Origin of the sequence: Robertmurraya beringensis, from assembly GCF_042433785.1 — a bacterium.
In the GTDB taxonomy this organism is placed as follows: Bacteria; Bacillota; Bacilli; order Bacillales; family Cytobacillaceae; genus Robertmurraya_A; species Robertmurraya_A beringensis.
In genome coordinates this window covers 25,161-46,103 of the sequence record NZ_JBHLUU010000128.1, presented here as the reverse complement: position 1 = coordinate 46,103, position 20,943 = coordinate 25,161, and the positions used below count along the sequence as shown (strand labels likewise).

At 41.1% G+C, this 20,943-nt stretch carries 21 protein-coding genes and 2 riboswitches; of the genes, 7 read left to right on the top strand and 14 right to left on the bottom strand.

Annotated elements, in window-relative coordinates; translation table 11 throughout:
* Window positions 1–20 precede the first annotated feature (20 nt).
* Window positions 21–770, top strand: a complete 750-nt coding sequence (locus tag ACFFHF_RS24000; RefSeq protein WP_160546328.1) for a (S)-benzoin forming benzil reductase — start codon at window positions 21–23, stop codon at window positions 768–770.
* Window positions 771–794: 24 nt separating this feature from the next.
* Here ACFFHF_RS24000 and ACFFHF_RS23995 read toward each other — a convergent pair whose 3' ends face one another.
* Window positions 795–1,655 carry a GNAT family N-acetyltransferase gene (locus ACFFHF_RS23995; protein WP_160546292.1) on the bottom strand — a complete coding sequence of 287 codons (861 nt, stop codon included), beginning with the start codon at window positions 1,653–1,655 and terminating at the stop codon, window positions 795–797.
* A gap of 205 nt (window positions 1,656–1,860) precedes the next feature.
* On the opposite strand from ACFFHF_RS23995, the gene ACFFHF_RS23990 reads away from it, so the two are divergent.
* Window positions 1,861–1,998: a hypothetical protein gene (locus ACFFHF_RS23990; RefSeq protein WP_340905314.1), complete on the top strand. Its 138-nt coding sequence runs from the start codon at window positions 1,861–1,863 to the stop codon at window positions 1,996–1,998.
* A gap of 35 nt (window positions 1,999–2,033) precedes the next feature.
* Here the strand turns inward: ACFFHF_RS23990 and ACFFHF_RS23985 are convergent, their stop codons facing one another.
* From ACFFHF_RS23985 to cbiB, 13 genes are all read right to left on the bottom strand, one after another.
* Entirely contained in the window at window positions 2,034–2,258 is a 225-nt protein-coding gene (locus ACFFHF_RS23985; RefSeq protein WP_377059234.1) for a hypothetical protein, read from the bottom strand.
* Window positions 2,259–2,361: 103 nt separating this feature from the next.
* Window positions 2,362–5,397: an MMPL family transporter gene (locus tag ACFFHF_RS23980; protein WP_340905317.1), complete on the bottom strand. Its 3,036-nt coding sequence runs from the start codon at window positions 5,395–5,397 to the stop codon at window positions 2,362–2,364.
* A gap of 3 nt (window positions 5,398–5,400) precedes the next feature.
* Window positions 5,401–5,862 (bottom strand): MarR family winged helix-turn-helix transcriptional regulator, encoded by a 462-nt coding sequence (locus tag ACFFHF_RS23975; protein ID WP_340906341.1) that lies wholly within the window; start codon window positions 5,860–5,862, stop codon window positions 5,401–5,403.
* A gap of 131 nt (window positions 5,863–5,993) precedes the next feature.
* Complete coding sequence (aroD, locus tag ACFFHF_RS23970) at window positions 5,994–6,770, bottom strand: type I 3-dehydroquinate dehydratase (protein ID WP_160546296.1); 777 nt, start codon at window positions 6,768–6,770, stop codon at window positions 5,994–5,996.
* A 128-nt stretch (window positions 6,771–6,898) separates the two neighbouring features.
* A complete protein-coding gene (gene cobA, locus ACFFHF_RS23965) occupies window positions 6,899–7,681 on the bottom strand; it encodes a uroporphyrinogen-III C-methyltransferase (RefSeq protein ID WP_377059233.1) in 783 nt (260 codons plus the stop codon).
* The gene (locus ACFFHF_RS23960; RefSeq protein ID WP_160546298.1) at window positions 7,678–9,222 is read right to left on the bottom strand and encodes a cobyric acid synthase; all 1,545 of its coding nucleotides are present in this window, start codon (window positions 9,220–9,222) and stop codon (window positions 7,678–7,680) included. The genes cobA and ACFFHF_RS23960 overlap by 4 nt, the downstream gene beginning before the upstream one ends.
* Before the next feature lie 284 nt (window positions 9,223–9,506).
* Window positions 9,507–10,130, bottom strand: coding sequence for a histidine phosphatase family protein (locus ACFFHF_RS23955; protein ID WP_377059231.1), 624 nt, complete (start codon window positions 10,128–10,130; stop codon window positions 9,507–9,509).
* Between the two features lie 18 nt (window positions 10,131–10,148).
* Entirely contained in the window at window positions 10,149–10,859 is a 711-nt protein-coding gene (locus ACFFHF_RS23950) for an ATP-binding protein (RefSeq protein ID WP_160546300.1), read from the bottom strand.
* On the bottom strand, window positions 10,856–11,347 hold the full coding sequence (locus ACFFHF_RS23945) for an ECF transporter S component (RefSeq protein WP_160546301.1): 492 nt from the start codon (window positions 11,345–11,347) through the stop codon (window positions 10,856–10,858). The genes ACFFHF_RS23950 and ACFFHF_RS23945 overlap by 4 nt, the downstream gene beginning before the upstream one ends.
* Before the next feature lie 26 nt (window positions 11,348–11,373).
* Window positions 11,374–11,820, bottom strand: a complete 447-nt coding sequence (locus ACFFHF_RS23940) for a bifunctional adenosylcobinamide kinase/adenosylcobinamide-phosphate guanylyltransferase (protein ID WP_377059302.1) — start codon at window positions 11,818–11,820, stop codon at window positions 11,374–11,376.
* Entirely contained in the window at window positions 11,786–12,394 is a 609-nt protein-coding gene (locus ACFFHF_RS23935; RefSeq protein ID WP_160546303.1) for a bifunctional adenosylcobinamide kinase/adenosylcobinamide-phosphate guanylyltransferase, read from the bottom strand. The genes ACFFHF_RS23940 and ACFFHF_RS23935 overlap by 35 nt, the downstream gene beginning before the upstream one ends.
* On the bottom strand, window positions 12,373–13,452 hold the full coding sequence (cobD, locus tag ACFFHF_RS23930) for a threonine-phosphate decarboxylase CobD (RefSeq protein ID WP_377059230.1): 1,080 nt from the start codon (window positions 13,450–13,452) through the stop codon (window positions 12,373–12,375). Before cobD ends, ACFFHF_RS23935 begins: the two co-directional genes overlap by 22 nt.
* The gene (gene cbiB, locus ACFFHF_RS23925; RefSeq protein ID WP_377059228.1) at window positions 13,427–14,392 is read right to left on the bottom strand and encodes an adenosylcobinamide-phosphate synthase CbiB; all 966 of its coding nucleotides are present in this window, start codon (window positions 14,390–14,392) and stop codon (window positions 13,427–13,429) included. The genes cobD and cbiB overlap by 26 nt, the downstream gene beginning before the upstream one ends.
* Window positions 14,393–14,551: 159 nt before the next feature.
* Window positions 14,552–14,737: riboswitch (cobalamin riboswitch) on the bottom strand.
* Window positions 14,738–15,007: 270 nt separating this feature from the next.
* Between cbiB and ilvD the strand changes: the two genes are divergently transcribed.
* The 5 genes from ilvD to ACFFHF_RS23900 all read left to right on the top strand — a co-directional run bounded on the left by ilvD (window position 15,008) and on the right by ACFFHF_RS23900 (window position 20,804).
* Window positions 15,008–16,681, top strand: a complete 1,674-nt coding sequence (ilvD, locus tag ACFFHF_RS23920) for a dihydroxy-acid dehydratase (RefSeq protein WP_377059226.1) — start codon at window positions 15,008–15,010, stop codon at window positions 16,679–16,681.
* Between the two features lie 177 nt (window positions 16,682–16,858).
* Window positions 16,859–16,965: riboswitch (SAM riboswitch) on the top strand.
* A gap of 73 nt (window positions 16,966–17,038) precedes the next feature.
* Window positions 17,039–18,052, top strand: coding sequence for a methionine ABC transporter ATP-binding protein (locus ACFFHF_RS23915; RefSeq protein ID WP_377059224.1), 1,014 nt, complete (start codon window positions 17,039–17,041; stop codon window positions 18,050–18,052).
* The gene (locus tag ACFFHF_RS23910; protein ID WP_377059222.1) at window positions 18,042–18,707 is read left to right on the top strand and encodes a methionine ABC transporter permease; all 666 of its coding nucleotides are present in this window, start codon (window positions 18,042–18,044) and stop codon (window positions 18,705–18,707) included. The genes ACFFHF_RS23915 and ACFFHF_RS23910 overlap by 11 nt, the downstream gene beginning before the upstream one ends.
* A gap of 98 nt (window positions 18,708–18,805) precedes the next feature.
* On the top strand, window positions 18,806–19,648 hold the full coding sequence (locus ACFFHF_RS23905) for a MetQ/NlpA family ABC transporter substrate-binding protein (RefSeq protein ID WP_160546309.1): 843 nt from the start codon (window positions 18,806–18,808) through the stop codon (window positions 19,646–19,648).
* Between the two features lie 64 nt (window positions 19,649–19,712).
* Complete coding sequence (locus ACFFHF_RS23900; RefSeq protein ID WP_160546310.1) at window positions 19,713–20,804, top strand: iron-containing alcohol dehydrogenase family protein; 1,092 nt, start codon at window positions 19,713–19,715, stop codon at window positions 20,802–20,804.
* Window positions 20,805–20,943: the final 139 nt, after the last annotated feature.

The window sequence follows — 20,943 nt, the reverse complement described above, 5'->3', positions numbered from 1 at the left end:
TGATGAGAGGACGTGTTGTGATGAAATATGCAGTTGTTACTGGGGCTTCCAAAGGACTTGGTGCCTCGATTGCCGAAAGAGTTCTACAGGAACAATTCGGGCTCATTACTATTTCTAGAAATGAAAATCCTGCACTAAAACAGCTTGCTCAGGAAAATGGATTGTTTTATAAGCATGTAACGTGCGATTTGACGAATAGAATGGAGACCGAGCAAGCATTTTCTGCAGTTACCGAGATTATTTTTTCCAGCACAGAAAATGAAGTTTTACTCGTTAATAACGCAGGTGTGGTTGAACCGATTGACCGAGTTGGAAGTTTAGATCATGAGGCAATTGAAATATCCCTTCAACTCAATGTTGCTGCTCCGATGTTCGCGACGAACCTTTTCTTACAAAAGGCAAACGGAACAAAGCTAACCGTTGTCAATGTTACATCTGGTGCTGCCGAAAGACCGGTTCAAGGATGGAGTGTGTATTGTAGTACAAAGGCAGCCTTAAATATGTTTACTAAAACCGTGGCAGTAGAACAAGACCATTCCGACAATGCGACGATTATTGGTTATAGTCCAGGAATTATGGATACTGATATGCAAGGTGTCATACGCTCTTCAACGGAGCATGCCTTCCAAGAGGTGAATAAATTTATTGCTTATAAAGAAAATGGGATGCTAAGAAGCACGAAAATTGTTGCCGATGCACTCATTGACTTGCTTCTTACTGAAGAGATTGAAAACGGAAAAATTTATAGCGTAAATAATCTACTAAAGTAGCTTCCATTTCCTGAAGCTACTTTTTTATGCTTGACTGGTAACTGGGTGCTTAAAATAATGGGGAAACTCACATGGCGAAGTGGTTTTTACAAACAGTACATCATCAGTCGAATCGATTGGATGAACTCTGTAATTCTCAGGTTGATCAGGTGTAAAATGTATATACATGTTTTCCCCTAATGCTGATAATGCTTGAATTTGCTCGTCCAAGGCTACTTCCCTTTTACTAATACAATCAAATAAATGAATCTCGCTGTCGATCACTTTATAGATAAGAATCGATTCACATGATTCATCATAATAAAGATCGTTTGAAAACACATGAAGAAAATGGAAAAAGTTAATTCCTTCTGTATGCAAACTTGAAAATGTTTGTGATAGTGGCTTTCTATTGGTACTGTAGTCTTCAAGTAAATAGATGTCTTTTTCTAGGTTTATCTTTCTGAGCGTTTTGTCATGTTGTTTTGTTGGGAGTTTTTTGCTGAAAAGATGTTCTTTTCTTCGACTAAATCCGAATTTCGGATAAAAATCAAGAACAGTATGGTTCGCAAATAAATAATAGAGGTCTACCTGTTTGTCATAATCCTCAAACACTTTTTGTAAAAGAGCCTTTGATAACCCTTTGTTTCTATATTGGTCATCCGTCATTACCGTTCCAATTTGGACAGCTTTTTTCGATTCCCCATTTATAAGAAGAGTTAATACATTTACGGACACATTGGCAATTACCTTGTTATTCACTACAAATGAATACGGAATATACCGTTCATTCCAGTAGCCTCTTTTATACCATTTTTCAAATTGAATACCAAAGGTCGATGATGCAAGGTCATTAAAACTTTGCCGAAGCGTCAATTGGTCTTTGTAATTCTTTACGAACTCCATATACTTTCTCCATTATCAAATTTTTATATAATTTTTTCCCTATACATGTATAAAATGGTAACACATTGGCGAATATAATAGTACAAGTGTAATTCCCCCTTTTTCTTTGACCTCCCAATAGTGGAGGTCTTTTTCTTTTTCACGGTTGAAGAAACCCGTTGTGAGCCAAACTATCATCGAAGGTATTTTGAAAGGAGCTCATAACATGACTAAAAAGTATAATAAAGGCAGTAAAAACCAAAATTCTCCTAAAAACCATGGCGTCTTGAATGGAAGTGGAGACAATAGTAAAGGTAACAAGCGTAATAATAAGGCTAAAACCGATAAGACCGATCTTGATTAATGAAAATGAAAAAAGGTGCTGAATTTCTTCAGCACCTATCTTTTTGGATTAATCTTAATCGCTGGTGTGTTGTACATCACATACGTGGGAAGAGGATCCGCCGTTTGATCATGAGAGAACGCCTTGTCAATTTCTAAATTGGCTTTCGTTGCTTCTGTATCACCAGGGCTTGAAGAATGAACTTCACTATCCTCAAGTCTTTCAGTTAGCTCAATATTGGCATCATTAATGGCCGCCACTTCATTTTCTTTATTTTGCAATTCACTCACCTCTTGTATAGTATCTTTCTACTCCTTTTTCTTATCCGTTGATTTATTTCCAACTAAAAACCCCGCCAACCATGGCGGGGTTCCCACAATCTAATTATTTTTCCCGTAAGAATGGCCACCAGTTGGCTTTCCCAAAGGTTCTGACCATGACCGGGATAAATAATGGAAGAATCACTAGGGCATATAGGAATAATCCTACTAACACGATGGATGCAATTTGTAGTAAGGATAGCATTCCTGAAGGCATCATCGCAGCAAAGGTCCCACCTAAGATGACAGCTGCTGAAATGATAACTGTACCCATTTTTTTCATGGATTCAAGCATAGCTTCGCGAATGGTGAGATCTTTATACTCATTAAAACGGTCCATTAAGAAGATACTATAGTCAACTCCCAGTGCGATTAAGATTACAAAGCCGAAAAATGGTACGGCCCAGCTTATTCCTGTATAGCCTAGGAGGTTAACAAATATCGCTTCATTTATTCCCATAGATGTGTAGAACGTTAGTATCAACGATGCAATGATATAGGCTGGCATGATCATTGATCGGAATAGAATAACTAAGATGATGGTTATCCCCACTAACATCAAGACAACCGTTCGAGAGTAATCTTCTCCTGAAATCGCATCAAGGTCAGCATTTGTTCTTGTTACTCCACCCACAGCAACCACGGCATTTTCAAGCTTCGTATTCGCGGTGGCACTCTTTACTGCTTCATTGAGTTTATCCACTTGATTGATGGCTTCATTGGAGTAAGGATTGGCTTCAAGAATGACATCGATCGTCATTACTTTACGATCTTCAGACATATAGGTGTCTAACACCTGTACGAAATCTTCACTTTCAAGAACCTCAGGTGGTAGATAGAACGCACCATTCTCATTTTCAGAAAGACCTTTAATATAGTCTTGAGCCGAGCCTAATCCATCTGAGATTTGATTTAAGCCATCCACACTTTGGTTCAAGCCATCTGTTAGTTGGCCCAATTGACCGCCTAATTCACCAAATCCATCTGCAAGCTGCTGTTGACCGTCACGAATTCCGGCTAATCCGGAAGTTAGCTTTGGCATATTATCAACAATTTGACCTTGACCATTTGCAAGCTGGTTAAGGCCGGCAAGCTGTTTGTCAATTCCCACGATAAACTGTTCTAAACCAGAAACAATTTTCTGCTGGTTCTCATTAATGACTGAAAATCCAGCATTAGCCTCCGCCATGCCACTAGCTACTCCAGCTAATTGCGGCTGGACCGTTTGAACCGTTCCCTTTAATCTTTGATAAGATTCATCCATTTGTAACGCTGGATAACTGGTTTCTAAAGCGGCAAAATACTGTTCAGTAGAAGCAAGTGCCGCAGAAAGCTCGTTTAACCCAGCACCCATTTGTCCATAAGCACCAGCAAGCTTTTTATACTCCGCTAACAGCTGCTCAGCACCAGACTTCATATTTCCAAGCTCTGTTTTGATTTGAGCAGAACCTGCTGCTCCTTGGCGAATACCATCTTCTATTTTTGCTAAATTTGTTTGAATTTCGGTTAATCCTGACTGAACCTGCGATGTTCCGGTTACGAGTTCCCCGATACCCGCTGTTGCCTGTTCAAGTTGTGGTGCTGAACTCTCAAGACCATCGCTTGCTTCCTTTAGACCTGAGCTAATTTGATCAAGTCCTTCTTTTCCTTCCCCAAGCCCTTCTTGTAAGGTATCAGCTTGTTTCGCGATTAAAAAGTCTTCAATCGGTTCACCCGTTGGTCGTGTCACCGAACGAACGGTGTCTACTAGTGGAACGCGTGCTAACTGCTTACTAATTTCTTCCACTAAATTAATATATTCTATCGAATCCATTGCCTCATCATTTTTTAAAACGATTTGGGTTGGCATCGATTCGCCCGGTCCAAAGCTATCAGCAATAGCATTAAAGGCACGAATAGAATGGACATCTCCACTGATTTCTTCCAGAGAATTATAAGAAAGTTTTCCATCGTATGTGACCAAGAACGGTACACAAACAGCTGCTACTATAAGAAGTGCAATTACTGGGCGCTTCAGAGAAAATTGACCAACTACACCCCAGAATTTGCTTTCTCCGTGCTCCGCCGTACTCTTTGAAGGCCAGAAGATTTTCCCGCCAAGTACAGCCATAAAAAATGGAACAATCGTAAACAAGGCAATCAACAAAAGTCCTACTCCAACCGCAACAGCTGCTGCTGATTGATAAAGCACAAATTTTGAAAACCCGATTGCAGCAAAACCAATCATTACGGCTAATCCACTGAAAAATACCGTACGGCCGGCATTACGATACGTCGCTACGATCGCATCTGCACGATGTTCGTAATGTGTAAGTTCTTCTTTATAACGGCTTAGTAAAAGGATACAATAGTCCGTTCCTATTCCAAATAATATCGCCACAAGAAAGATTTGCGTATAACTCGAAACGGGAAAATCTAATTTATCTACTAAAATCGAAACAATCGATTGAGCGGCTAAATACGAGAATCCAACCGTTAACAATGGGATGACCGGTGCTACTACCGAACGGAATACGAGTAACAATACCACTAAGATGAAAACAACAGTTATTCCTTCTGTCTTTTTCAATCCTTCTTGAGAACTTGTCATCAAGTCTTCATTAATTAACCAATTACTCGTGTAATCATGGTCGATCTTCACGTCTTCGATCGTTTCATAAAGGGCTTCACTTAATTCTTTCGGTTCACGGTCCTTCCACTCAATGGTTAACGACGTCAGAATCGCTTTTCCATCCTTTGAAACAAGCTGTTCTTCTAAAACCTCTTCATTAAAATGAGTCAGAATTTCTGCAATCCCCAGCTCTTCTTTCTTGTTTTCAAGTGCCCGAATCGCTTTTTCAGCTTCTTGTATTTCTTTTTCCGTTAGTTTTTCCTCACTATGAAACACGAGGGCGACCTGCGTATCATCCCCTCCGCCTTCCTGTTCTTGGACGTTTTCCATAATGTCAGAGGCTAGTGTAGAGGAATATCCTTCCGGAACATCAATTTGCCCCTTTTCACGCACAAGATCGGCCATGTTCGGAGCCAGCATAAATAGTCCCACAATGAGAGCTATCCATGCGACTAGTACTAACCACTTATTTTTAATAATCGCATACATGGGCTAATCCTCCAGTTGATTCTTCTTTGTTTCTAAAAGTACGCTATACAATTTTTCGTATGACTGGATAAACATTTCGATTTCGTTTTGGTCGAATTTTGTGATAATCGATTCCACCAGTTTATGAATTCTAGCTTCCGTTTCTAAATAAAGCTCATTGCCTTTATCCGTCAACGTTAAGTACACCACTCGACGGTCATTTTCATCTCTTGTTCTTTGAATAAAGCCCTTCGTCCATAATCGGGTAATGATGGCTGTAATCGCACTTTTTTTTACAGAAAATACGTCGGCAAGCTCTGACGATGTACAAGAATGATTTTGATAGATATAGCGCAACATATAATGCTGCTCACTTGTTAGATCACAATCTAACTGCTCCTTAACAAGCGCTTCCCCTATCTTGTTAACGGAAAAAGATAGAGAGATATATTTATTCACAACCTCTTTAATATGCTGGTCTGGCATCTGTAGCATGTCACCTCCAGAAAATAGTTTCATTATTTAATTGTTCAACTGTTTAACTATCTACTCGATTATCATAATGGAGTCACATTTTTCTGTCAAACAAAAAAAAACGAACCAATCAAATTGGCTCGCTACTTTTGTAAGCTATGATGAAGGATTTCTAATGTACGTCTAAGATCACTTACTTGAACTTGTCCTGGTGCTGACGCTTTCTTTAACGCTCCGAATGTAACACTTGATCCAAACACCTCACCAGATAGGCGACTAATGGCGCCTTGCCCTGCCATTGACATGGTGATAATCGGAGTATCTGGATGTTTTTCTTGCATTTCAACAGTGGCTTCCAACAATGCTAGCACATCTCTAGCAGAGGTCGGCATCACTGCTATTTTGGGAATATCGCCTCCTAGCTTCTTTCCACGTTCAAGAATTTCCACCATTTTATCCTTTGAAGGCGTTTTGGCAAAATTATGGCTAGAAAGGATCCCTAATCGGCCGTTCTCATGAATGATGGAGAGAATCTGACTAATATCCTCATCTCGATGACGTAGCTCAATATCTACTAAATCCACCATACCTGACTTTGCTGCCGCTTCATTCAAGTCGAAATAATAAGAAGGATGAATTTCCTTTTCCCCACCCTCTTCAAGGCTTCGAAATGTAAAAACAAGAGGAAGCTCTTTCAAACGCTGATGGATCGTTGAAAGTGCAGTCATCACCTTACTAAGATCTTCACTATCATTGAAAAAATCTACTCTCCATTCAACCATATCGACAAAATTCTTATTCAATTGAATAAGTTCTGCCTCCGCTAAAAGGTCTTCCACTGTATTCCCTGTCATAGGTACACAAATCTTAGGTGTTCCTACCCCAATACGAATATTTTTTACCGCAATGAAATTCGCCAAGTTACGATCCCTCCATTCTTATCCTCTACTTTATCCTACAACTGCTCTTTATGACCACAAAAAAATAGGATACTCTACAAAAAAGAGTACCCTTTTTTCCATCCTGCCGTTCCCTTTTCTTGCATTCCTTACGCCATTGCCTTAACTAGCGCTTCAGCGTGATTTTCTTCAAACCAATGAATCTTTTCTCTCATTTGAACAACCTCTCCTACTAGAATGATAGAAGGGTGAGAGATTTGGTGCTTACTCACAATCTCTTCAATTGTTTCCAACGTTCCTGTTACGGTTCTTTGAACTGAGGTCGTCCCCCAATGAATGACTGCTACCGGTGTTGTTGCCTTTTTCCCATGAGATATTAGGTTCTTACAAATATTTGAAAGATTGTTTACACCCATATAAAAAGCAATCGTATCAATCCCTTTAGCAAGAGCCTCCCAATTTAAAAATTCACTTCCCTTTTCCACACACCCATGTCCCGTTACCATCGCAAAAGAGGTGGCATAATCTCGGTGTGTGACAGGAATACCCGCATAAGCTGAAGCGGCGATTCCTGCTGTTACTCCAGGGACCACTTCAAAAGAGATTCCATGTCTTGCTAAAAACTCCGCTTCCTCTCCCCCTCGACCAAATACAAACGGATCTCCGCCCTTCAACCTTGTTACAATCTTTCCTTTCATCGCCTGATCCACAAGCAGGTGATTGATTTCATCTTGAATCAAATGGTGTTTCCCCGGTCTTTTCCAGCTATAAATCAGTTCACAGTCTTCTTTCGCATGTTTCAGTAATTCTTTATTCACTAACCGATCATAAGAAATAACATCCGCTTTTTGAATGCACTCCAGCCCATACAATGTTAGTAATTTCGGGTCACCAGGACCTGCTCCAACGAGATATACCTTCCCTTTTTTCATTGAGATCCCTCCATCGTTGTTTCCATTCCTAAACGTATCTTCTTATCGTAATACTCTCGCATCTTCTCTTCTATAAATGAAAGATTGATATGTTCTTTTACATGTTCCGCTAGCTGGTTATACGCTTCCTCACGTTGAGAGCGAAACGCTACTCGGTCATGTTTTTCTTCTAGCCCCTTAACTTTCCGTATCTGATTAATAAGGGCTGCACGATACGAATCATTATCAAAGATTCCATGAAAGTACGTTCCGATTATTTGTTGATTTTCACTTATGACTCCATCGGTGGTGGTACCTTGAGTTATTAATGGTGTACATGGCTTTAGAAACGTCGTGACTCCCATATGAATTTCATAACCTTCCACATAATGAGTTTGGCCATTTGTCTGAATGGTCCCTTTTGATAGGGTCGTCGTTTTCTCAGATGTAATGATTGTATAGATTGGTAATAGGTTTAAACCGGCTTCGATTGATACCTTGGATTCAATACCCTCTGGATCCTCGACGGTTGCTCCAAGCATTTGGTAGCCTCCACATATTCCATACACAAAAGTTTTCCCATTTTTCGTGAGCCTCTGAATTTCATCATACAATCCGGATTGCTTAAGAAATATCAAATCCTCGATGGTATTTTTACTGCCAGGCAAGATAAGCAGATCAGGATCTTGAAGCTGTTCCTTGCTGCTGACAAGGCGTACATGGCAGTCTTCTTCTGATAAGAACGGGTCAATATCTGTAAAATTTGATATTTTAGGAAATTGAATGACTGCGATATCTATTTCTTTCTCTGAATCTCTTTCTGTGCTGTATAGCTTTAAGGCAACGGAGTCCTCTGCATCCACCTTCACGTTCGTATAAGGAACGACACCTAGAACTGGCACCCCTGTATACTCCGTAAACCAATCAAGACCTGGTTCGAGTAAGCTTACATCTCCCCTGAACTTATTGATAATCACCCCTATCACTCGGTCTCGATCACTCGCTTCAATTAACTGAAGCGTTCCGACTAAGCTTGCAAACACACCACCACGTTCAATGTCACCTACTAGGATGACAGGTGATTCCGTCATGTTCGCGACCCTCATATTTACTAATTCACGATCATTTAGATTAATTTCGGCTGGACTTCCTGCCCCCTCAATCACAATGCGCTCAAACTGTTGATCGAGTCGCTCGTACGCTTCTTTAATTAAGGTTAGTCCTTGTTGGAAGAAATCTTGACGATAAGCTCCTGCTTGCATATTTTTATATGGCTTCCCATGAACAACGATCTGTGCCTCATAGTCCCTCGATGGTTTAATTAAAATCGGATTCATATCTGTAGTTGCTATTGTTCGTGCGGCTTCAGCTTGAACGCCTTGAGCTCTTCCAATCTCCTTACCATCCAACGTGATATAAGAGTTTAATGCCATATTTTGAGATTTAAATGGGGCTGTTTTATAGCCCATATCTGAAAAAATTCGGCAAAGCGCTGTTGATATCACGCTTTTTCCTGCATCTGAATGTGTTCCTTGAATCATAATGGACTGTGCTCTACGCATGATGTTCCCCCTACACCGTGAAATAAAAAGTTTCTATAAATGAAGAACAGCTCCTAAGAACTTATATCGCCTACGAACTTGCCATTCTAATAACCTTCAAATGTGGTTCCTGTTAAGAATTTCGCTTGTAACGCTTAACCCATTCTTCCATTTTCCTTTAATTGAGTACAGCAAGTTGTAAGAATATCTTCCATATTCCATTTACTCGTCGATAAAAACGGCACCAGGATTTCCTTATTAAAATCCTAGTGCCTATAAATTTTTCACAAATACTTCATATATGATTAATAAACGGATACTAGTGAGAGATGTTCTACACTCGCCTCAACCAGGAGTTTTCTTTCCCCTTTATCCAGCCGTATCAAGGTTAAACTTGTTCCCTCACTGATAGGAGCAGACCAAAAATTATTTAGTGAATGCTTTTTCACGATAGATAAGAATGCCATAATGGTTACTCCATGAGTGACCATTAGCACTCTCCCGCCACCGTGCATTCTCTCTATTTCTTGTAGAAAGTCTTCCACTCTTGTCATCACATCTGTAAAGGTTTCTCCTCCATCGTTGTAATATCGCTCTGGAGCATTCCAATAATGATCATACTCTGATGGAAACTCATGATAAATTTCGTCATCCGTTTTTCCCTGCCATTTTCCTAGGTGAATTTCCATTAACCTCGGGTCTGTTTTCATATTTGTTTCATTTGGCCGGATAAGCTTCGCGGTGGTATAAGCCCTTCCACTTGGAGAAGAGATCACTTCATCAAATGGGGTAGTAGCTAAGTAGTCTCTTAATCGTTTAGCATCCTCCACTCCTTTTTTTGTAAGGGCGGAATCCAATCTACCTTGCATTCGCTTTTGTACATTCCATGTGGTTTGTCCATGCCTAACAATATATAAATCAATCATCATGGTCACTCCCTTTACGATTTAAAAAGTTAATTCATGATAGTAATAACCAGAGAGTTCCTTCACCTCATGCTCTTTATCAACTGGAAAAGCAATCAGGAAGCAGGTAGATGGACCAGATGTTTTTTCTAAATTAACCACAGAGTTTACCTCACTTTTTAAAAACGTTCGGTTTGAAAAAAGACGATTCAATTCATAAAGGATCCCTTTGGACCCCACAGGCAATAAGACAGTGCCATCTAGTTGTGAGAGCTCCTTCACTAATCGTAACGGAGCTACTTCTGCTTCCTGCTCAATCACTTCATTTCCAACAAGAGGAAGACCAATAACCGCCACTTTCGTATTTTCAAGAAAGGGAATGGCACTCAAAGGAGCATGGCTCGTTCTATTTCCTAATACCGTTAATCCGACGGCAGATTGAACAAGCAAGAAGTTACTTTCGGTGCTTCCACTGATCGGAACGTTTGGTACATCTAGCTCAAGCAGACCTTTCGTAATTCCCTTTACGAGTTCTTCCCAAGATCCATCTCCGCAGAAGTTTTGAAGAATCACTGCTTCAGGAATAGCCCCCGCCGAGTAGCATTCCATAGCTGCCACACGAAAAGTATAATAACCAACGATATCGTAAGGAACCTGTACCGCATCGAGCTTCTTTAACCCGATCGCCCCGCTATTATCAGAAGCTACCACAAGGGTTTCTTTTCCCATTTTAAGTAATTGAACATCTCTCATTTTTGAAATTTCCCCGCTACTGCTGGTTTCATGATGCTAGCTAATCGTGGAGCAACGATCACAGCTAAAACGGTATTAAAGATAGATGCAATGAGTAAAGAGGGAACCAGACTAATATAAAATGCTTTTGAGATTAAAAAGATAAATGGGAGGGGAGCTGCAAAGGTATTACCTAGCACGAATAAAATAGACGCCGTCCACTTGCTGCCTTTTTGATAAAAATAAGCAAATATCCATGTAAGTATTGCCATTTCGATAGCGATTAAGAAATGCATAGGTCCAAGAGGCATTCCTCCGATTAATGCTGATACCATATGGCCTATTCCACCGACGATCGCCCCTGGGATTCCTCCTAAAAGCGCGGCAGCAACGATTGCTGGAAACGAATCAAGCGCGACACTTCCGATGATTGCTGGAATTTTCAACATGCCACCTACAACTGTTAAAGCGATAAACACAGCCATCCAAGTTACTTTTTCCACCTTCATTTTTTCTTCCTCCTTTTGATTTGCAATTACTTCATGCGTTGCCCAATTCCGTACCAAATATTATCCACTCGATCACATAGTTGGACCGTATCCTGAAATGTCCATCCTGCATCATCACGCCATTTCCGATCTGCTTTTTCAACAGGTACAATTCCTCTAGTAATATCTGACCCAATGATGACGAGTTTTCTCTTGCAACCATCCTTTTCCCATTGATCCCAATTCAATAGTGTCTCTTTCCATATTTGTCTTACTTTATCTGATTCGTGTTGCAGCGATAAATCCCTGATCCAATACTCGATTCCTTCAACCACCACTAAGGAGTCAGTAGAATCTTCACTAATCCAGTCATAATATGAGCATTCATAAGCTTTTATCCAACTTACTCGTGGATACTGACCCAAACAAAAATGGCTACGTACCCACTCGGCTTTTCCGTTACATGCTCCTCCCATCACGAAATACAACGTCATCATCCTCCTTTTTCATGCAAATTGGAATTCCTGCTTCCACGAGATACGCTTCCTTTGCCCTTGCAACGACCTGTTGATTTAACCTTCCAAGGATCTTTGCATACACAAGAACAAGGTCACTAGAGTGAATCGGTTCATTCAAGATTTCATTACTAACGACGATGAGGGTGTGACAACTTTTCTGTACCGAAAGGATCCCCTCTATGATTGATATCCTGATTTCCTTATGAAAAGACGGGTCCATCAGCCTCTCCTCGGTTTGAAACAAACGGTTGTTTAATAGATTCGTTAAGCAGTCAAAGAGCACAATATCATTCGGTTGAAAAACAGTGGAGAGGTTATGTAAAAAATAGGGTTCCTCCCAAGTTACCCACTGGTGCTCGCCTTCATTTCTTTGCTGTTGATGCCTTTTAATTCGGTCCTTCATTTCCTCATCAAAAGCAACTCCTGAAGCAATATAGTGGAGATTTCCTTGAGTTTTCTTTGTTAGCTCCATGGCTGTTTTCTCAGCAAAACTGCTTTTTCCACTTCTAACCCCACCACTAATAAATATCAGCTGTCCAGCCTCCGCCATGCACTCATCACCTCTAATAACCTTTCATGCTCGTTTTCTCCCTTAATCGCCAATCGTAGCCACTTTCCGTCAAGTCCTGGGAAATTCATCGTATGCCGTGGAATCATCCCCTTTTCCATCAAAAAACGGAAAAACGGAAATGGATCGGAGACTTTCGTATCTTTTAGCAAATAAAAATTTACGTTTGAAGGGGAATAAGAGAATTCCTGATCACGATAAAAAGACTGTAGCCTCTCCCGCTCCTTTTTTATCAATTGAATGGTTTGTTCTATATAGTCACTTTCTGACAAACACCATTCCCCCACCTTCATAGCTATCGCATTCACACTCCAATGCGGTTTGCTTTCCCTAATTTTTGCTAGCAGGGCTTCATTGGCCATTAAGTATCCTAAGCGGATTCCTGGAATGCTGAACATTTTGGTCATGGAACGAAGAATGATCATGTTCTCGCAATGTTGGAGACAGGAAACGATAGATTCGTACTCTTCAATAAAGTCGTAAAAGGCTTCGTCGACGATAAGCAAGGTTCCGTATCGGGCACATTCACGGGCAAGAACCTCAATCGTATGTTTCGGAAAAAACATTCCCGTTGGATTGTTTGGATTGCACAGAAATACAGCGTCTACTTCTCGTAAGCTCACTAGTAATTCATCAATGCGTAATTCCCATCTGTCTACATCCATCAAGTGGTAGCGTACCTCACATTGATTCACTCGGCACGCTTCTTCGTATTCGGAAAAGGCTGGTTGTACGATGAGCACTTTTTTACCAGTGAGCAGTCGTCCGACCAAAGAAATAAGCTCCGCCCCGCCGTTCCCCACTAAGATTTGCTCTTTCCTTACTCCTTCTTGCTTTGAAAGCAAACCTGTAAGCCTTTCTGCCGTTGGATCCGGATAATCAGATACAAGAGAAAACAGCTCATTCCACCTGTTCTTTACTGTGGCCGGTGGACCGATCGGATTAATATTGGCGCTAAAATCAATCACTGTTTCAGGCATGTCAAGATGTAGTGCTTTATATAAAAATTGTGGATTAGCTCCGTGCGTAGGCCACTTCAACGATCATCCCTCCAATCCATAATAAAAGTAAAAATGAGAGTACCGTTCGAGTTAAAATACCTTTGGCTTGCAAAATATGCTCCGCAGTGACAGGAAAATAAGGTTCTCCCATTTTGGCTCGATCGGAGCGAATGCCCTTATAATAGTTGATTCCTCCGAGCTGAATCCCAAGTATTGCAGCCACAGCAGCCTCTCCCCATCCACTGTTTGGGCTCGGATGTTTCTTTGCATCACGAAGGACAATTTTCGCTGACTCTTTTACCGAGGATCGGACCGGCTTATTGCTTAAGAGCATACAAATGGAGGTTAGGCGACTCGGTATCAAATTTAACCAATCATCAAGCTTCGCCGACGCCCAGCCAAACTCCATATATTTATCATTTTTATACCCAACCATCGAATCGCAAGTATTGACTGCACGGTACAGCATCGCAAGGGGTGCACCACCAAGAAACGCCCAAAATAAGGGAGCAGTTACTCCGTCACTTGTGTTTTCGGCAACCGTTTCAATCGTCGCGCGAACCACCCCCTGTTCATCGAGCTGGTCGGTGTCACGGCCCACGATATACGATAACTTATGGCGAGATTCCACGAGATCTCCCTTTTTTAACGGACCGTACACCGTCATCGCTGCCTCCTTTAAGCTTTTTTGAGCAATCGTCGTCCAGATGATCACCGCTTCAACCACAATGCCGACCATGAGATGAACTTGATAAGCTAGCATCGTAATCAAGAGCGTAATTCCCACAACGAGCAGGAGAAGCGTAACTACCATAGCCACTCCCTTCCATTTTTTCCGCGTCCCTTTATTCCACTTATTATCGAACTTATAGATCAGCGATCCGATCCATTTCACTGGATGTGGCCAATCGATCGGATCACCGAGAAGTAAATCAATAAAATAAGCAATCGTCATGGTCAATAAATGTTGAAAAAACATGGTTAACCCTCCTTTTTAATAACAAGTTGGGCAGTTTCCACCCGAAGAAAGCCTTTGTTGCGTAGCCCATAAAAAAACATCTCCACATAGATATGGAGATGTTGGAATAAGCTTCTTCCTTATGTAAGAAACCGACCACACCACCTATCCTCGTAGGTACACGGTGTCAAGATATAGTCAGGTTTCCTGGCTGATGGTCATTGCTTTCTGCACCTTCCCATGCAATTCCTTATTGCACAGTGGTTTTTACAGTATGCTCCCATTTACAGTGGCGGGACCGCGTTGGACTTTCACCAACTTCCCTAGACTTCTAAAAAGAAGTACACCTATTCTTGCTCATATTTACTTTTCATATCTTAATACTAATCTTGTAACAAAGGAATGACAAGGCAATCGCTGACATATTTTTTTCATTGTGACAAATCGGAACCGCCATTCACTGCCACCATAAAAATATTAAAAGCGACAAAATAGGACAAATGAAGACAACTTTTAAAATCTACCAAATGAATCTTTTGTCATCTTTCTTTACAATTCTCCTTCTATTTGTTAAAATTTTTTAATAATTTAAAACATTAACACCATTGGTTTTTAATAGATTGGGAGGGAATTATTTTGGCAGAATTAAGAAGTAATATGATAAAAAAGGGATTTGATCGTGCACCACACCGAAGCCTTTTGCGTGCGGCTGGGGTAAAAGAAGAGGATTTTGGTAAGCCATTTATCGCAGTAGTTAACTCCTACATTGATATCGTGCCAGGACATGTGCACTTACAAGAGTTCGGGAAAATTGTCAAAGACGCTATCCGTGAAGCAGGTGGAGTTCCATTTGAAATGAACACAATCGGTGTCGATGATGGAATTGCAATGGGTCATATCGGCATGCGCTACTCGCTACCAAGCCGTGAAATCATTGCTGACTCGGTTGAAACGGTTGTCGCTGCTCACTGGTTTGATGGAATGGTTTGTATCCCGAACTGTGACAAGATTACTCCAGGTATGTTAATGGCATCACTTCGTTTAAATATCCCTACTGTTTTTGTAAGCGGTGGACCAATGAAGGCTGGAGTAACTAGCGATGGCAAAAAGATCTCACTTTCTTCTGTATTCGAAGGCGTTGGTGCATACCAAGCTGGAAAACTTGATGACAAGGGACTATTAGAATTAGAACAGTTTGGCTGTCCGACATGTGGATCTTGTTCAGGTATGTTCACAGCAAACTCGATGAACTGTTTAGCAGAAGCGCTTGGATTGGCTCTTCCTGGTAATGGAACGATTTTAGCTGTAGCGCCTGAGCGTAGAGATTTCGTTAGGAAATCAGCAACACAGTTAATGGAACTGATTGAAAAGGATATTAAGCCTCGTGATATCGTTACAGAAAAAGCAATCGATAACGCGTTTGCCCTTGATATGGCATTAGGTGGATCTTCCAATACGGTTCTTCACACATTGGCATTAGCTCATGAAGCAGAAATTGATTATCCAATCGGAAGAATCAACGAAGTAGCGGCACGTGTTCCTCACCTGTCTAAGCTTGCACCTGCTTCTGATGTATTTATTGAAGATTTGCATGAAGCGGGCGGAGTTTCTGCCGTTCTAAACGAATTATCTAAGAAAGAAGGAGCCCTTCACTTAGATACATTAACGGTTACAGGGAAAACACTTGGTGAAAATATTGCCGGCTGTGACGTTAAGAACCATGATGTAATTCATTCCATTGATAACCCACATAGTGAAAAGGGTGGCCTAGCTGTATTGTTTGGTAACCTTGCTCCAGATGGTGCGATCATTAAAACTGGTGGAATCACAGGTGGAAACCGCCATGAAGGACCTGCGGTTGTATTTGATTCACAAGACGAAGCTCTTCACGGCATTGCTAATGGAAAAGTAAAAGAAGGCGACGTTGTAGTAATCCGTTACGAAGGACCAAAAGGTGGACCTGGTATGCCTGAAATGCTTGCTCCAACTTCTCAAATCATGGGAATGGGACTTGGCGCGAAGGTTGCTCTTGTAACCGATGGCCGCTTCTCTGGCGCTTCACGCGGATTGTCTATCGGTCACGCTTCACCAGAAGCTGCTGAAGGCGGACCATTAGCATTTATCCAAAATGGAGATCAAATTGTGATCGATGTTGACGCTCGTTCCATGGACGTTGTTCTTTCTGATGAAGAATGGGCAGAGCGTAAAGCCAACTGGAAAGGCTTTGAACCTAAGGTGAAAAAGGGTTATCTAGCTCGTTATTCGAAGCTTGTAACATCTGCTAGCACCGGTGGAGTTATGAAAATCTAATTTTAATTTGGCACCCATTCACTTTTTTTGTGATGGGTGTTTTATTTTTATAAATTTTTCCCCACTTACAGCCTCAGGTGTGTAAGCGTTTCCCCTACTTCCTTCTACCAAAAATAGCTGTTGACACTTCTCCCCTATTAGATTTATGATTCATGTAACAAATTTAATAAGACCTTTTACTTATCAAGAGTGACTGAGGGATTAGGCCCTATGACGTCCGGCAACCTCCATTTCATGGAACGGTGCCACTTCCTACAGAATGATTCCATTCTGAAAGATAAGTCGTATATATAACGATGCCTCTTTCTGACTGGAAAGAGGTTTTTTTGTATTTTCATAGCTTAAGGGGTGACAGATATGATTGAAGTAACAGATTTGGTGAAAGTCTACCAAACAAAAAAAGGTGAAGTAACGGGTGTGGACCATGTGTCATTAACGGTGAACAAAGGGGAAATCTTTGGAATCGTTGGTTATAGTGGTGCTGGGAAAAGTTCATTACTACGTTGTTTGAATTTATTGGAGGCTCCGACCTCAGGAGAAATTAAAATAGATGGGGTGTCCCTTACCGCTCTTGGGAAAAAGGAGCTTCGGACAGCTCGTCAAAAAATCGGGATGATCTTCCAACACTTCTATCTCGTAAGCTCGAAGACGGTTTTTGAAAACGTAGCTTTTGCCTTAAAGGCTGCATATAAATCAAAAACAGAAATTGATACTCGAGTCACCGATCTACTTGAAATGGTCGGCTTGTCAGATAAGCGTGATGTGTATCCCTCTCAGTTAAGTGGTGGACAAAAGCAACGTGTGGGGATTGCAAGAGCGTTAGCGAATAACCCTTCCGTTCTGCTTTGTGATGAAGCCACCTCTGCCCTGGACCCAAGCACGACGAAATCGATTTTATCTTTGTTAAAAAAGATTAACCAGGAGCTAGGATTAACGATTGTACTGATCACACATGAGATGGAAGTTGTAAAAGAGATTTGTGATCGAATGGCAGTTATGCAGGACGGGCGAATTGTTGAGGAAGGTCCAGTCTATGATTTGTTCGCAAATCCAGCGAATGAACTGACGAAAGAATTCATTAATACCATTCTTCAATTTGATTTACCAGATCACTTGCTAACTTCAAGCAAAGGAAAAATTGTAAAGATTCATTTCCGCGGGGCAATTGCAGAGGAATCAGTAATTTCAGACGCGCTTCAGAAGTTCCAAGTAAAGGGCAATATTTTACACGGCAAGATCGAGTACATAAAAGAAACTCCACTTGGAATCTTCATCATGGAACTCACAGGTGATATGGCCGAAGTAGAAAAAGCAATACAATACATCACATCTCGCACAGAAAGCTTGGAGGTGATCCGAGATGCCGCTTGATAGTTTGATAGAATTACTACCTGATTTGAACAAAGCCTTTTTTGAAACGATTTATATGGTCGGTATATCAATTGCAGTAGCTATGATTATCGGATTGCCAGTAGGAGTACTGTTGTTTGTTACCGACCGCGGATTGTTTTTAGAGAATTCCCTATTTAATCAAATTGTTGGATTTTTAGTGAACATGATCCGTTCGATTCCGTTTATCATTTTGCTCATTGCACTTTTGCCTTTAGCAGATTTGATTGCTGGTTCAACAATTGGACCAACAGCAGCATCCGTCTCACTCTCGGTCGCTGCCATTCCTTTCTTTGCTAGATTGGTAGAACAGTCACTGCGAGAGATCGATAAAGGTGTGATTGAAGCAGCGGTTGCTGTTGGGGCTTCTCCGTGGATGATCATCAAGGAAGTTCTTCTTCCAGAGGCAAAACCAGGGATTATCCAAGGTGTGACCATTACAATTATTAGCTTAGTTGCTTACTCCGCGATGGCTGGAATTGTCGGTGGAGGCGGTGTCGGAGACCTTGCCATCCGCTTTGGGTACTACCGATACGACAATACCATCATGATTACCACCGTTATCATCTTAATTTGTTTAGTCCAGCTCATCCAATTTTTCGGTGACCGACTTGCAAAAGCAGTAAATAAAAAATAAATCACATTTAACCACTGTCCATCCCAGAAGGACAAAAACGCACCAACTGTCCACGAAGGGTGACAGACACCATAAAAATTATTGGGGGAGTATTTACGATGAGAAAGTTATTTTTGAGTTTTGTAGTTTTAATTGCAATCGCCGTGCTTGCAGCTTGCGGTGGAAGTTCTGAGGAGGCATCTTCTTCTGAGGAAAAGGCGACTGAGAAAAAAGAAGTGAAAATTGGAGCAACGTCTGGTCCATACAGTGACATGGTTTCAAACGCAATTAAGCCTTTATTAGAGGAAAAAGGCTATGAAGTAGAAGTAGTTGAATTCAGTGACTATGTTCAACCAAATCTCGCTCTTTCCAAGGGAGACATTGACGCAAACCTATTCCAGCACAAAATCTACATGGAAAACTTCGCAAAAGAAAATAAGATTGAACTATCTGACGTTATTTCCGTACCAACTGCACCAATGGGGATCTACTCTAAGACGTTTACTTCTGTAGATGAAATTTCGGATGGAGCTGATATTGCTATCCCAAATGACCCAACAAATGCAGCACGTGCTTTCTTAATTTTAGAAGATCTTGGGTTAATCTCATTAAACGCAGATGCTGACCCATTAACGGTTTCAGAAAAAGACGTAGAAAAGAACGTAAAAAATCTAGTATTCCAACCAATTGAAGCAGCTCAGCTTCCACGTGCGGTTGACAGCGTGGACCTTGCTGCAGTACCAGGAAACTTCGCTTTAGCAGCAAAAATGGACTTACTAGACGCATTACAGCTTGAAAATATGCCAGATCAATACCGTAACCGTGTGGCGGTAGATACAAAGAATATTGACAGCCAATTTGCAAAAGATCTGAAAGAAGTTGTTGAATCAGAAGAATTTGAAACCATCATCGACGAGGACTTCCAAGGCTTTGGTAAACCTGAATGGATGGTAAATCGCTAATTGATAAACTAGTAAAAAACAACGCCCTTACCGGCGTTGTTTTTACTAGAAAGGAATGAAGACAATGACCAAACTCGAAGTGCGTGGCGCTCCCTCCTATTATGCATGTCATGAGGGTTCGTTAAATGACCTTGAAAATCTACTTCTCTTGAATTCAATTAATCACTGCTTAGTCATTCACGGAGAACAATCTTGGAAAGCAGCAGCACCCTATTTTCCAAATATGTCACATGTAAAACTCACCTTCGTTTCCTATCAGGGGGAGTGCTCATTAATTGAAGTGCAGAGAATCTCTACGATCGTTAGTGGTACAAATATCGACGCCATCATCGGCATCGGCGGAGGAAAAGTACTTGATCTGGCAAAGGCAGTGGCAAATGAAACAAACAAAGAAGCCATTCTTATCCCAACTCTTGCCTCCACCTGCGCTGCTTGGACTCCGTTAAGTGTGTTTTATACAGAAGAAGGCGAATTCACGCATTACACCATTTTTCCGAAAAGTACATTAATCGTCTTAATAGAACCGCGTATCATTCTTCATTCACCAATTAAGTATGTTCGAGCAGGGATTGCAGACACATTGGCCAAATGGTACGAAGCTGATGTGTTAGTACGCGACTTACAAGATCTTCCGTTGCCTGTAAAAATCGCCCATCAAAGTGCGAGGCTTTGCCAGATTGTTTTACTTGAACATAGTCAAACTGCACTGAACGCGATGGAAGCAAAAACTTCTTCACCTGCTTTTCTTCAAGTTATTGAAACGATCATTGTGGCTGGTGGCATGGTTGGCGGTTTCGGAGACCGGTACGGGAGAATTGCTGCTGCCCACTCGGTTCATAATGGATTAACGGTAGCTCATGAAACCCATCATCTATTGCACGGTGAAAAAGTAGCGTACGGTATACTTGTTCAGCTAGTGCTCGAGGAAAATTTAGAAGAGGTTGCCTCCCTTCTTCCTTTTTACAGAGCTTTAGAGCTTCCAATACAATTAAGAGATCTAGAGCTGAACCGCGATAATCTCGAAAAACTCAAAGCAATTGCCGAGAGAACGGTAGCTTCTAGTGAGTCCATTCATTACTTGGAGAAAGACTTTACTTCAGACGATATATTAACCGCAATTCTATCACTGGAAACATTTGTTGATCCCCTTGTCTAACAGAACAAGGGGTTTTTTATTCAAATGGAGTTTTTTTTATTCAATGTTCACAAAATGTTATCAACTATTATTATCAAATTTTAGTACCTAGTAATATATATCACATCCTTCTCCCATACTACATGCTAGAATCTAATGG